The sequence below is a fragment of the Enterobacter sp. AN-K1 genome (assembly GCF_020971765.1).
In the GTDB taxonomy this organism is placed as follows: Bacteria; Pseudomonadota; Gammaproteobacteria; order Enterobacterales; family Enterobacteriaceae; genus Enterobacter; species Enterobacter hormaechei_C.
Genome location: NZ_CP087390.1, coordinates 1369234 through 1381361, shown reverse-complemented (window position 1 = coordinate 1381361; position 12128 = coordinate 1369234). Strand labels below are relative to the sequence as shown.

Genomic DNA, 12128 nt, shown 5'->3' with positions numbered 1-12128 from the left:
TCAAAAAAACAGGATGTTTTATTCTGTTAATTTCTTCGCCAGTTTCCGGCCTAATGATTCCAGAATATAGATGACGGGAATTTGCGTGGTGATGTCGTAAACGCCGCCAATGCGCGTTTGCGGGACGTGCCAGGAGAGGTTAAAGTCCGCCAGCTTTGCGAGACGTGAATGTTCGTGGCTGGTGACTGAGAGCACCTTGCAGTGGTGCAGGCTGAACTGGCTGGCGAAGCGCAGGATCTCCTCGGTTTCGCCGGAGACGGAGAGTACAATAGCCAGCGCATTTTTAGCCATATCGTTAGTGACCGGGAAATAAGGATCGTCGATATGGTTGCTGAATTTCCCGATATTTGAAAAGAAACGTGCGCCATATTTTGCCAGCGATCCGGAGGTGCCCGCACCGACAAAAATAATTCGTTCAGATGATAAAATAATATCGACGGCGTTATCTAATAGCGCATCAAACTCTTCGTTATTTACGCTTTTAAAGAAGCTGATGATTTCACTGGCACCAAAATTCGCCTGCTGCGGCTCGTTCTGCTCCAGATAGAGTTTAAAGCGCACCCGAAATTCCGAGTAACCATCGCAGTTGAGCTTGCGGCAGAAGCGCAGGATAGTGGTAGTGGAAACGCCCGCCGCATCCGCCAGCTCGCGGATGGTCATGTACATCACTTTATCGCGGTTCTTAATGACATAGTTGTAGACCATCATTTCCAGATTGTTGAGGCTGGCAATGGCGGAATGGCTGAACATACTCACAATGGCTAAACTCGCTGTCGGACACTATTCCTGAAGCATACCATGATGACGAAGGGCGGGAGACGGATTTATCTCCTTGATTACTTAGATGTTAATGAAATCATTTACACCTGTGCGGTGGATTGTTTTTACATTATGCTGATTTGTAAGGATAAATCTTGAATGTGGATTTATTTTAGCTAACAGGTGTTCACTGGAATCATTCTCAGTTAGCATAGACTGGCGATGAATAATCATCTTTTGTTTTCCCGGAGTTAAGTATGGTGAGCAGACCATTAATCGCACAGGGATATTCGCTGGCTGAGGAAGTAGCCAACAGTATAAGCCACGGCATTGGCCTGGTTTTTGGGATTGTCGGCTTAGTGTTATTGCTGGTACAGGCAGTGGATACCAACGCCAGCGCGATGGCCATTACCAGCTACAGTCTGTATGGCGGGAGTATGATCCTGCTTTTCCTGGCCTCAACGCTGTATCACGCTATTCCGCATCAACGGGCGAAGATATGGCTCAAGAAATTTGACCACTGCGCTATCTATCTTCTTATTGCGGGTACCTATACGCCGTTTTTGCTGGTGGGGCTCAACTCACCGCTGTCGCGTGGCCTGATGATTGTGATCTGGAGCCTGGCGCTGCTGGGGATCCTGTTTAAGCTGACTATTGCGCACCGGTTTAAAGTGTTGTCGCTGGTTACCTATCTGACAATGGGCTGGCTGTCGCTGATTGTGGTGTATCAGTTAGCCATTAAGCTGGCGGTGGGGGGCGTGACGCTTCTGGCGGTGGGCGGGGTGGTCTACTCGCTGGGCGTTATTTTCTACGTCTGCAAGCGTATTCCGTACAACCATGCCATCTGGCACGGCTTTGTGCTGGGCGGCAGCGTGTGCCACTTCCTGGCAATTTATCTGTATGTTGGGCAGGTGTAGTTTTTTTGTAAGGTGCGGTCTGATGCCCTCACCCCGACCCTCTCCCACAGGGAGAGGGAGAATATCAACACCGTAGGCCCGGTAAGCGCAGCGCCACCGGGCGATACAGCATCAATCTTCCAGTGAATACGGCAGCGGCTCAATGCTGAGCGTGTTTGCATCATCCCGCACGCGGAACACGCTGTCGGGCTCCATATCATTATTCATGACAACCTGCACCAGCAGGCGGCCATCATCGAGCTGGACGGCGGCTAACACGGTGCCGGTACGGCGCCAGTTTTCGCCCATCTTCATCTCAAGATCTTCACCCGCTTCCGGCACACGGCTGGCGTGACCAGCCAGCGTCCACAGGGCGCGTTTGTTCGCGCCGCGGAATTTCGCACGCGCCACCATTTCCTGACCGGTGTAGCAGCCCTTCTTAAAGCTGATACCACCCAGCGCCTGGATGTTTGTCGCCTGCGGGATAAACTGCGCGCTGTTTGCCGCGTCAATCACCGGCAGGCCCGCTTCGATGTTCAGCGCCAGCCACTGCTGGCTGTTGTTGAGCTGTGCTTCACCGCGCAGGGCGTCAGTGACGCGTTCCGCCGTTGCTTCGTCGGTTACCAGCAGGAAGCGCTCCGCCGGGTGTTCGAACCACAGAATGGAGGTCGCTCCCTCGCTGACCAGCTGTTTTTTAGCATCCGGCAGCTCGGCAAACAGGTTTTTCAGCGCTGCACGCGCCTGGAAACCCGCGACCCCCAGCAGAACGTGTTCATCGTCCGGGGCGATGGTGACTTTAGAAAAGACCGCGTATTTTTTCAGCTCTTTAAGCTGGGCGTCACGCAGGCTGCGGCGCTCAATAAAGGCGAATCCGTCCTGACGGCGGAACAGACGCAGGTTGCTCCACATTTTGCCTTTTGGATCGCAATGCGCGGCCAGCAGATGCTGGTGCTCAGTCAACTGCGCCACGTCCGCCGTGACCTGGCCTTGCAGGTATTTTTCACTGTCCGCACCAGTCAGTGTCGCCAGTGCCCAGTCATCAAGAGTAATCAGCGTCAGCGGCAGACGCGCAGAGGCGGCGGGCTGGCGAGGAGAAAATGGTGTAAATGCCATAGTGATGTCCTGAATTGCTTAACGCTTTGATAATACCTAATGGTAAAAGAGACTGTATTCAATGCAAGCGCTTTCAGCAGGCCATTCGTGCCATTACGCGGTTATGCGTGGCGCTACGCAAAATAGTGTAATCCGCTGTCTTTATAAGGATTATTCAGGGAGCCTGCTCGAGGTTCGCAATATTCCAGTAAAGAAACGGTCAAAAACACGTTACACTAGCAGGTGTTCCCGGAGAGCAATAATGAATACCAAACGGGATACCGACTGTGCCAAACGTAATGCAGGAAACAGAACATGGATATTAACAACAAGGCCCGTATTCACTGGGCGTGCCGTCGCGGCATGCGTGAACTTGATATCTCCATCATGCCTTTCTTCGAGTATGAGTACGACAGCTTAAGCGATGACGATAAGCGCCTGTTTGTCCGTCTGCTTGAGTCTGACGATCCGGATTTATTCAACTGGCTGATGAATCACGGCAAGCCCGCCGACACCGAGTTGCAACGGATGGTGCAATTAATTCAAACACGGAATCAGGAACGTGGTCCTGTGGCAATCTGATCTTCGCGTCTCGTGGCGCTCACAGTGGATGTCCTTACTGCTCCACGGGCTGGTGGCGGCACTGGTGTTATTGGTGCCGTGGCCGCTTAGCTATACCCCTCTGTGGTTGCTATTGCTGTCGTTTGTGGTGTTTGACAGCGTGCGCAGCCAGCGTCGAATCAACGCCCGTCAGGGTGAAATTAAGCTGCTGATGGATTCTCGCCTGCGCTGGCAGGGAAAAGAGTGGGAGATGATGGGGACGCCGTGGATGCTTAATACCGGGATGATGCTACGGCTGCGTCGGGTCGAGGATAACCGTCGCCAGCACCTGTGGCTGGCCGCAGACAGTATGGATCCTGCGGAGTGGCGAGATCTGCGCCGGTTGATCGTGCAACAGCCGACGCAGGAGTAAATCAGCTGAACTGCTCGGCCATCTCACCCAGAATCTGCTCGCACCAGCTCTGGAGGCGCTCGTCGCTAAGATCGTACTGGTTGGTTTCATCCAGCGCGAGCCCGACAAACAGCTGACCGTCGGCAATAATCGGTTTTTGACTGGTGAACTCATAGCCTTCCGTAGGCCAGTAGCCGATAAAGGTCGCGCCCTTTGGCGCCAGTTTGTCGTGCAGCATGCCGAGTGCGTCAAGGAACCACTCCCCGTAGCCCAACTGGTCGCCCATGCCGTACATCGCAATGATTTTGCCTTCAAAATTGACTGAATCGAGCTGATCCCAGATGGCTTCCCAGTCTTCCTGAATCTCACCAAAGTCCCAGGTAGGGATACCCAGAATCAGCACATCGTACTGCTCCATCAAGGCAACCGCGTCATCTTTCAGGTTATGCAGCGTCACCAGTTCCGGGCCAATGATGTCACGAATTTTCTCCGCCGCCATTTCGGTGTAGCAGGTGCTGGAACCATAGAACAGACCAATATTCATCGCGTAACTATCTCAATTCTTGCTATGACTTTGCGCGTAGTGTACCAGAAACCGATGGCAATCAGGCATAATGGCCAGATTGCAGAACCAAAGGGGCTGATGTGGAAAAGGATCTCGCACTCATCGAACAGTTTCTCGACGCGCTGTGGCTGGAGAAAAACCTCGCTGAAAATACGCTCAGCGCCTATCGTCGTGATCTCACGCTGCTGGTCGAGTGGCTGGCACATCGTGGGCTGACGCTTGAAAGCGCGCAAAGCGATGACCTGCAAGGGTTACTGGCTGAGCGGATGGAAGGGGGGTACAAAGCCACCAGCTCTGCACGTCTGCTGAGCGCCATGCGCCGCCTGTTCCAGCACCTGTACCGCGAGAAGATCCGCGCGGATGACCCCAGCGCACTGCTGGCATCGCCTAAACTGCCTCAGCGGCTGCCAAAAGATCTCAGCGAAGCACAAGTTGAGAGATTATTACAGTCGCCCGCAGTTGACCTTCCGCTGGAGTTACGCGATAAAGCCATGCTTGAACTATTGTATGCCACGGGCTTGCGCGTTTCCGAGCTGGTGGGCCTGACGATGAGCGATATCAGCCTGCGTCAGGGCGTGGTGCGCGTTATCGGTAAAGGGAACAAAGAACGGCTGGTGCCGCTGGGTGAAGAGGCGGTCTACTGGCTGGAGACGTATCTGGAACACGGGCGTCCGTGGCTGCTGAACGGCGTCTCCATAGATGTATTGTTCCCGAGCCAGCGCGCGCAGCAGATGACGCGACAAACGTTCTGGCATCGCATTAAACATTACGCCACACTGGCGGGTATTGACAGTGAGAAGCTGTCGCCGCACGTTTTGCGTCACGCCTTCGCGACGCATCTGTTAAACCACGGCGCTGATTTACGCGTGGTGCAGATGTTGCTTGGACACAGCGATCTTTCAACGACGCAAATATACACCCATGTCGCGACGGAACGCCTGCGGCAGCTACACCAACAGCACCACCCTCGCGCGTGAGTGCCGACGAATTGTTACAGGAACAAATATGAAAAAGTCTTTAGCGCTGCTCACCCTGCTGGCAGCTTCGGTTTCCGGTATTGCCCATGCGGACGATGCCGCCATTAAACAGTCTCTGACGAAACTCGGCGTCGCCAGCAGCGAGATCCAGCCAGCGCCGGTGGCTGGCATGAAAACGGTGCTGACCAACAGCGGCGTGCTGTACGTGACCGAAGACGGCAAACACATCATTCAGGGGCCTATGTACGACGTGAGCGGCGCGCAGCCGGTGAACGTCACTAACCAGCTGCTGATGAAAAACCTGAACGCGCTCGAAAAAGAGATGATTGTCTACAAGGCGGCGCAGGAAAAGCACGTTATTACTGTCTTCACCGACATCACCTGCGGCTACTGCCACAAGCTGCATGAAGAGATGAAAGACTACAACGCGCTGGGCATTACCGTGCGTTACCTGGCTTTCCCACGCGCTGGCGTGCAGAGCCAGCCTGAGCAGGATATGAAAGCGATCTGGTGTGCGAAAGACCGCAACAAGGCCTTTGATGATGCGATGAACGGCAAAGGCGTGAAGCCCGCGTCCTGCGATATCGACATCGCTAACCACTACGCGCTGGGCGTACAGTTTGGCGTGAGCGGTACGCCAGCCATTGTGCTGAGTAACGGCTACGTGGTACCGGGCTACCAGGGTCCAAAAGAGATGAAAGCGTTCCTCGACGAGCACCAGAAACAGATGGGTGGTAAATAATTCGCGTGAAAGCCCCGATAAAACTGCGCCGCCGCGATGCGGGTGAAACCGCGGATTTACCAGACACGCTTCCGCTGCTGTTAAAGCGGCTGTACGCCAGCCGTGGCGTGCGTACGGCAAGCGATCTTGAGCGCAGCGTCAAAGGCATGCTGCCCTGGCAGGCGCTGAATGGCATCGAAAAAGCGACTGAAATGCTCTACGACGCGTTCCGGGAAGGCACGCGGATTGTCGTGGTGGGCGATTTCGATGCCGACGGCGCAACCAGTACCGCGCTGAGCGTGCTCAGCCTGCGTGCGCTGGGCTGTGATAACGTGACTTACCTGGTGCCGAACCGGTTTGAAGACGGCTACGGCCTCAGCCCGGAAGTGGTCGATCAGGCCCACGCCCGTGGCGCACAGATGATCATGACCGTGGATAACGGGATCTCTTCTCATGCGGGGGTCGATCATGCCCATGCGCTGGGGATCCCGGTACTGGTCACCGATCACCACCTGCCAGGCGAAACTCTGCCTGCCGCCGAAGCCATCATTAACCCGAACCTGCGCGACTGCGATTTCCCGTCGAAATCGCTGGCCGGAGTAGGGGTAGCGTTTTATCTGATGCTGGCGTTACGCACGTTGCTGCGAGATAAGGGCTGGTTCGAATCGCGCGGAATTGCCGTGCCGAACCTCGCGGAGTATCTCGATCTGGTGGCGCTGGGAACCGTGGCGGACGTGGTGCCGCTCGATACCAATAACCGTATTCTCACCTGGCAGGGCTTAAGCCGCATTCGGGCAGGTAAATGCCGTCCGGGGATTAAGGCGCTGCTGGAAATTGCCAACCGCGATCCGCTGAAGCTTGCGGCAAGCGATTTAGGCTTTGCCCTCGGCCCGCGCCTGAACGCGGCGGGGCGGCTGGATGATATGTCGGTTGGCGTTGCGCTGCTGCTGTGCGACAACATCGGCGAAGCGCGCGTGCTGGCCAGTGAGCTGGACGCACTCAACCAGACCCGTAAAGAGATTGAGCAGGGCATGCAGGCCGAAGCGCTGACCCTGTGCGAAAAGCTGGAGCGCAGCGGCGATACCCTGCCGGGCGGGCTGGCGATGTATCACCCCGAATGGCACCAGGGCGTGGTGGGCATTCTGGCGTCGCGCATTAAAGAGCGTTTCCACCGCCCGGTGATCGCGTTCGCCCCCGCCGGGGGCGGCACGCTGAAAGGCTCCGGTCGTTCCATTCAGGGTCTGCATATGCGCGATGCGCTGGAGCGTCTGGATACGCTGCATCCAAACTTGATGATTAAGTTCGGCGGTCACGCGATGGCGGCAGGCCTGTCGCTGGAAGAGGCGAAGTTCGACGAATTCCAGCGTCTGTTTGGCGAACTGGTCACCGAGTGGATCGATCCGGCTCTGTTGCAGGGTGAAGTGGTTTCTGACGGTGAGCTTTCACCGGCTGAAATGACCATGGAGGTGGCGCAGATGCTGCGCGATGCCGGCCCGTGGGGGCAGATGTTCCCGGAGCCGCTTTTCGACGGACGTTTTCGTTTGCTGCAACAGCGCATCGTGGGCGAACGCCATCTCAAAGTGATGGTGGAACTGGTCGGCGGCGGACCGCTGCTCGACGGCATCGCCTTTAACGTTGATACCTCCATCTGGCCGGACAACGGCGTGCGCGAGGTTGAGCTGGCCTATAAGCTGGATATTAACGAGTTCCGCGGTAACCGCTCCCTTCAGATCATCATCGACAATATCTGGCCAATTTAGCGTCAGTAATCTCTATAAAAAAGGGCGTGGATTCGGTACAATCCCGCTCTTATCACCGCATTTTGACAAGCTCATAAAAGAAAACAGACCATGTTTGAAATTAATCCGGTAAAAAACCGCATTCAGGACCTCACGGAGCGCTCTGACGTTCTTAGGGGGTATCTTTGACTACGATGCCAAGAAAGAGCGTCTCGAAGAAGTAAACGCCGAGCTGGAACAGCCGGACGTCTGGAACGAACCTGAGCGCGCTCAGGCGCTGGGTAAAGAGCGTTCCTCCCTCGAAGCCATCGTAGATACGCTGGATCAAATGGCGCAGGGTCTGGAAGATGTTTCTGGGCTGCTGGAGCTGGCTGTCGAAGCCGACGACGAAGAAACCTTTAACGAAGCCGTGGCAGAGCTCGACGTGCTGGAAGAGAAGCTGGCGCAGCTGGAATTCCGTCGCATGTTCTCCGGCGAATACGATAGCGCTGACTGCTATCTCGATATTCAGGCAGGTTCTGGCGGTACCGAAGCGCAGGACTGGGCGAGCATGCTGATGCGCATGTACCTGCGCTGGGCGGAAGCGCGCGGTTTCAAAACCGAGATTATCGAAGAGTCCGAAGGTGAAGTGGCGGGTATCAAATCCGTCACCATCAAGATTATTGGCGATTACGCTTACGGCTGGCTGCGTACCGAGACCGGCGTTCACCGCCTGGTGCGTAAGAGCCCGTTCGATTCCGGCGGCCGTCGTCACACCTCCTTCAGCTCCGCGTTTGTCTACCCGGAAGTCGATGAAGATATCGATATCGACATCAACCCGGCGGATCTGCGTATCGACGTTTACCGCGCATCCGGCGCGGGTGGTCAGCACGTTAACCGTACGGAATCTGCGGTGCGTATTACCCACATTCCAACCGGGCTGGTAACACAGTGCCAGAACGACCGTTCCCAGCATAAGAACAAAGACCAGGCCATGAAGCAGATGAAAGCGAAGCTTTATGAGCTGGAGATGCAGAAGAAAAATGCTGAGAAGCAGGCGATGGAAGACAACAAGTCCGATATCGGCTGGGGCAGCCAGATCCGTTCTTACGTCCTTGATGACTCCCGCATCAAAGACCTGCGTACCGGGGTTGAAACCCGCAACACGCAGGCGGTGCTGGACGGCAGCCTGGACCAATTTATCGAAGCAAGTTTGAAAGCAGGGTTATGAGGAACCAACATGTCTGAACAACAAGCACAGGGCGCTGACGCGGTAGTCGATCTTAACAACGAACTGAAAACCCGCCGCGAGAAGCTGGCAGCGCTGCGCAAGCAGGGCGTGCCGTTCCCGAACGATTTTCGTCGTGACCACACCTCAGACCAACTGCACGCAGACTTCGACGGTAAAGAGAACGAAGAGCTGGAAGCGCTGAACGTTGAAGTGTCCGTGGCGGGCCGCATGATGACCCGTCGTATCATGGGTAAAGCGTCCTTCGTGACCTTACAGGACGTTGGCGGCCGCATTCAGCTGTACGTCTCTCGTGACGACCTGCCGGAAGGCATCTACAACGAGCAGTTCAAAAAGTGGGACCTCGGCGATATCCTGGGCGCTAAAGGTAAACTGTTCAAAACCAAGACCGGTGAACTGTCTATCCACTGCACCGAACTGCGTCTGCTGACCAAAGCCCTGCGCCCGCTGCCGGACAAGTTCCACGGTTTGCAGGATCAGGAAGCGCGCTATCGTCAGCGTTACCTGGATCTCATCTCTAACGATGAATCCCGTAAGACCTTCAAAATTCGCTCCCAGATCATGGCCGGTATTCGCCAGTTCATGGTTAACCGCGACTTTATGGAAGTAGAAACCCCGATGATGCAGGTGATCCCAGGCGGTGCCTCTGCCCGTCCGTTCATCACCCATCACAACGCCCTGGACCTGGACATGTACCTGCGTATCGCGCCGGAACTGTATCTGAAGCGTCTGGTGGTCGGCGGTTTCGACCGTGTGTTTGAGATCAACCGTAACTTCCGTAACGAAGGTATCTCCGTACGTCATAACCCAGAGTTCACCATGATGGAACTCTATATGGCGTATGCGGATTACAAAGATCTGATCGAGCTGACTGAATCCTTGTTCCGCACCCTGGCGCAGGACATTCTGGGCACCACCCAGGTGCCTTACGGTGAAGAGGTGTTCGACTTCGGCAAGCCGTTCGAAAAACTGACCATGCGCGAAGCGATCAAGAAATACCGTCCGGAAACCAACATGGCGGATCTGGATAACTTCGACTCTGCGAAAGCGATCGCTGAAAGCATCGGTATTAAGGTTGAGAAGAGCTGGGGCCTGGGTCGTATCGTGACCGAGATCTTCGAAGAAGTGGCCGAAGCGCATCTGATTCAGCCGACCTTCATCACTGAATACCCGGCGGAGGTGTCTCCCCTGGCGCGTCGTAATGACGAGAACCCGGAAATCACTGACCGCTTCGAATTCTTCATCGGTGGCCGCGAAATCGGTAACGGCTTTAGCGAGCTGAACGATGCAGAAGATCAGGCGCAGCGCTTCCAGGATCAGGTTAACGCGAAAGCGGCAGGCGACGACGAAGCGATGTTCTTCGACGAAGACTACGTGACCGCGCTGGAGCACGGTCTGCCGCCGACGGCTGGCCTGGGTATTGGTATCGACCGTATGGTGATGCTGTTCACCAACAGCCACACCATCCGCGACGTGATCCTGTTCCCGGCGATGCGTCCGGTGAAATAAGCCGTTAAGACGTAAAAAAAGCCCCGTGCGTTTATCGCCGGGGCTTTTTTATTGCGCCGCGAAGGCGCTGAGTTTTTCACGCGCGGTGTTCGCTTCCTGCACCATCCACGGGCTAAATGCCCACGGTGTGGCGTCCAGCGCGCGGAATAGCGCGTCCAGCTCCACCCACTGATACTCCATCACTTCATCGTCATTGATTGCGAGGGTATTCGTTACGCGGGCGGCATAGACCGGGCAGATTTCGTTTTCAACGATCCCTGACGGGTCGGCTTCACGGTAGCGGAACTCCGGGGCAATGGGGGTGATGTCTGTGATTTCGGCGCCGACTTCAAAGCGGCAGCGGCGGATAATCGCCTGCTCTGTCGCTTCGTCGGCCTGTGGATGGCCGCAAACGGAGTTGGTCCATACGCCGGGCCAGGCTTTTTTACTTAATGCGCGCCGGGTGATCAGACATTCTCCATTAGCGTTAAACAGCCATGAAGAGAAGGCCAGGTGTAGCGGGGTGTGTGACGTGTGCGCGGCGTACTTCTCCTGAGTGCCAATCACCTTTCCCTGGTCATTTACCAAAATAACGTGTTCTTGAATACTCATTGATGCTCCAGTGCCAAAATGCTTAATGGTTCAGCACCACCAGCGGAATTATTATACTGCATTCTTATGCGAACGGTTTGGCCCACAGAGCGGAAAAGGGCATGACCCGCATCAGTTTGGGCTGCTATCATAGTGCGCCATTCACGCTGACCGAGGAGCTGTTTTGTTTGCAGGAAGCCTGACGAGAAACCCGATCATTGCCGTTTTCTGCCTGACGCTGACGCTACTTGTAGCAGGATGCTCGGGGAGTAAATCTTCGGATATGGGCAGTTATTCCGGTGCAGTCTATACCGTTAAGCGCGGGGACACGCTCTACCGCATCTCACGCGCCACGGGAACCAGCGTGAAGGAGCTGGCGCGCCTGAATAATATCTCTCCACCGTATACTATTGAGGTAGGGCAGAAGCTCAAGGTTAACGGCGGTTCCTCTTCAGGGAAAAAGTCCTCAACGCGTAAAACAGCCAAAGTCACGCCATCCTATCAGGTGCCTAAATCATCCTGGCCGCCGGTCGGTCAGCGCTGCTGGATCTGGCCTGCAAGCGGAAAAGTGGTTGCGCCGTACTCGCTCTCGGAAGGTGGCAATAAAGGTATTGATATCGCTGCCGCACGCGGCACACCGGTTTACGCTTCAGGGGCCGGGAAGGTGGTCTATGTCGGTAACCAGCTTCGTGGATACGGTAACCTGATCATGATTAAGCATGGTGAGGACTACATTACGGCGTATGCGCATAACGACACGATGCTGGTCAATAACGGCCAGAACGTGAAGGCGGGGCAGAAGATTGCGACCATGGGCAGTACCGGGACGGATACGGTGAAGCTGCACTTCCAGATCCGCTATAAGGCTACAGCCATCGATCCGCAGCGTTATCTTCCGGCGCAGGGCAGTAAGCCGAAGTGTTAAGTGATTATTTAATCGCCACTTAGTGGGGTAAAGGCTTGTATGAAGAGGCGTAAGGTCTATAATGCCTTACGCACCTCAAAGCGGGCGTAGTTCAATGGTAGAACGAGAGCTTCCCAAGCTCTATACGAGGGTTCGATTCCCTTCGCCCGCTCCAGAATTTCCCCAAGTAGAACCGTTCAAAAACTTTCTTTATTT

At 55.3% G+C, this 12128-nt stretch carries 13 protein-coding genes and 1 tRNA gene; 10 read left to right on the top strand and 4 right to left on the bottom strand.

Annotation, left to right across the window (positions count from 1 at the left end; translation table 11 throughout):
- Nucleotides 1-18 precede the first annotated feature (18 nt).
- Nucleotides 19-750 (bottom strand): MurR/RpiR family transcriptional regulator, encoded by a 732-nt coding sequence (locus tag LOC22_RS06635; protein WP_015571796.1) that lies wholly within the window; start codon nt 748-750, stop codon nt 19-21.
- A gap of 266 nt (nt 751-1016) precedes the next feature.
- On the opposite strand from LOC22_RS06635, the gene trhA reads away from it, so the two are divergent.
- Nucleotides 1017-1676, top strand: a complete 660-nt coding sequence (gene trhA, locus LOC22_RS06630) for a PAQR family membrane homeostasis protein TrhA (protein ID WP_003863433.1) — start codon at nt 1017-1019, stop codon at nt 1674-1676.
- Nucleotides 1677-1787: 111 nt separating this feature from the next.
- Here trhA and ygfZ read toward each other — a convergent pair whose 3' ends face one another.
- The gene (gene ygfZ, locus LOC22_RS06625) at nt 1788-2768 is read right to left on the bottom strand and encodes a tRNA-modifying protein YgfZ (RefSeq protein WP_017692714.1); all 981 of its coding nucleotides are present in this window, start codon (nt 2766-2768) and stop codon (nt 1788-1790) included.
- 294 nt (nt 2769-3062) lie between these two features.
- On the opposite strand from ygfZ, the gene sdhE reads away from it, so the two are divergent.
- Nucleotides 3063-3329: an FAD assembly factor SdhE gene (gene sdhE / locus LOC22_RS06620; protein ID WP_003863437.1), complete on the top strand. Its 267-nt coding sequence runs from the start codon at nt 3063-3065 to the stop codon at nt 3327-3329.
- Nucleotides 3310-3720, top strand: a complete 411-nt coding sequence (locus LOC22_RS06615; RefSeq protein WP_017382887.1) for a protein YgfX — start codon at nt 3310-3312, stop codon at nt 3718-3720. Before sdhE ends, LOC22_RS06615 begins: the two co-directional genes overlap by 20 nt.
- Before the next feature lies 1 nt (nt 3721).
- Here LOC22_RS06615 and fldB read toward each other — a convergent pair whose 3' ends face one another.
- Nucleotides 3722-4243, bottom strand: a complete 522-nt coding sequence (gene fldB, locus LOC22_RS06610; RefSeq protein ID WP_015571793.1) for a flavodoxin FldB — start codon at nt 4241-4243, stop codon at nt 3722-3724.
- Between the two features lie 101 nt (nt 4244-4344).
- On the opposite strand from fldB, the gene xerD reads away from it, so the two are divergent.
- The 5 genes from xerD to lysS all read left to right on the top strand — a co-directional run bounded on the left by xerD (nt 4345) and on the right by lysS (nt 10438).
- Nucleotides 4345-5241: a site-specific tyrosine recombinase XerD gene (gene xerD, locus LOC22_RS06605; RefSeq protein ID WP_003863442.1), complete on the top strand. Its 897-nt coding sequence runs from the start codon at nt 4345-4347 to the stop codon at nt 5239-5241.
- Between the two features lie 28 nt (nt 5242-5269).
- The gene (gene dsbC / locus LOC22_RS06600) at nt 5270-5983 is read left to right on the top strand and encodes a bifunctional protein-disulfide isomerase/oxidoreductase DsbC (protein ID WP_015571792.1); all 714 of its coding nucleotides are present in this window, start codon (nt 5270-5272) and stop codon (nt 5981-5983) included.
- A gap of 5 nt (nt 5984-5988) precedes the next feature.
- On the top strand, nt 5989-7722 hold the full coding sequence (gene recJ, locus LOC22_RS06595; protein ID WP_230239440.1) for a single-stranded-DNA-specific exonuclease RecJ: 1734 nt from the start codon (nt 5989-5991) through the stop codon (nt 7720-7722).
- A gap of 90 nt (nt 7723-7812) precedes the next feature.
- Nucleotides 7813-8911, top strand: a protein-coding gene (gene prfB, locus LOC22_RS06590; RefSeq protein WP_096147815.1) for a peptide chain release factor 2 whose coding sequence is annotated in 2 segments (ribosomal slippage) — nt 7813-7887 and nt 7889-8911 — 1098 coding nt in all. Because the reading frame shifts where the segments join, the coding sequence is not laid out codon by codon here.
- A 9-nt stretch (nt 8912-8920) separates the two neighbouring features.
- Entirely contained in the window at nt 8921-10438 is a 1518-nt protein-coding gene (gene lysS / locus LOC22_RS06585; protein ID WP_047719219.1) for a lysine--tRNA ligase, read from the top strand.
- 48 nt (nt 10439-10486) lie between these two features.
- Here the strand turns inward: lysS and idi are convergent, their stop codons facing one another.
- On the bottom strand, nt 10487-11029 hold the full coding sequence (gene idi, locus LOC22_RS06580; RefSeq protein ID WP_003863454.1) for an isopentenyl-diphosphate Delta-isomerase: 543 nt from the start codon (nt 11027-11029) through the stop codon (nt 10487-10489).
- A gap of 163 nt (nt 11030-11192) precedes the next feature.
- Here idi and actS point away from each other — a divergent pair, with 163 nt between their 5' ends.
- Together actS and LOC22_RS06570 are read left to right on the top strand one after the other, a co-directional pair.
- Nucleotides 11193-11933 (top strand): amidase activator ActS, encoded by a 741-nt coding sequence (gene actS, locus LOC22_RS06575; protein WP_022651807.1) that lies wholly within the window; start codon nt 11193-11195, stop codon nt 11931-11933.
- An 80-nt stretch (nt 11934-12013) separates the two neighbouring features.
- A tRNA-Gly gene (locus LOC22_RS06570) sits at nt 12014-12087 on the top strand.
- The last annotated feature ends 41 nt before the right edge of the window (nt 12088-12128 follow it).

Excerpts from the sequence above, each read along its gene's own strand:
- fldB (WP_015571793.1), bottom strand. The coding sequence starts at position 4,243 with ATGAATATTGGTCTGTTCTATGGTTCCAGCACCTGCTACACCGAAATG.
- trhA (WP_003863433.1), top strand. The coding sequence starts at position 1,017 with ATGGTGAGCAGACCATTAATCGCACAGGGATATTCGCTGGCTGAGGAA.
- idi (WP_003863454.1), bottom strand. The coding sequence starts at position 11,029 with ATGAGTATTCAAGAACACGTTATTTTGGTAAATGACCAGGGAAAGGTG.
- dsbC (WP_015571792.1), top strand. The coding sequence starts at position 5,270 with ATGAAAAAGTCTTTAGCGCTGCTCACCCTGCTGGCAGCTTCGGTTTCC.
- ygfZ (WP_017692714.1), bottom strand. The coding sequence starts at position 2,768 with ATGGCATTTACACCATTTTCTCCTCGCCAGCCCGCCGCCTCTGCGCGT.
- sdhE (WP_003863437.1), top strand. The coding sequence starts at position 3,063 with ATGGATATTAACAACAAGGCCCGTATTCACTGGGCGTGCCGTCGCGGC.
- LOC22_RS06635 (WP_015571796.1), bottom strand. The coding sequence starts at position 750 with ATGTTCAGCCATTCCGCCATTGCCAGCCTCAACAATCTGGAAATGATG.
- lysS (WP_047719219.1), top strand. The coding sequence starts at position 8,921 with ATGTCTGAACAACAAGCACAGGGCGCTGACGCGGTAGTCGATCTTAAC.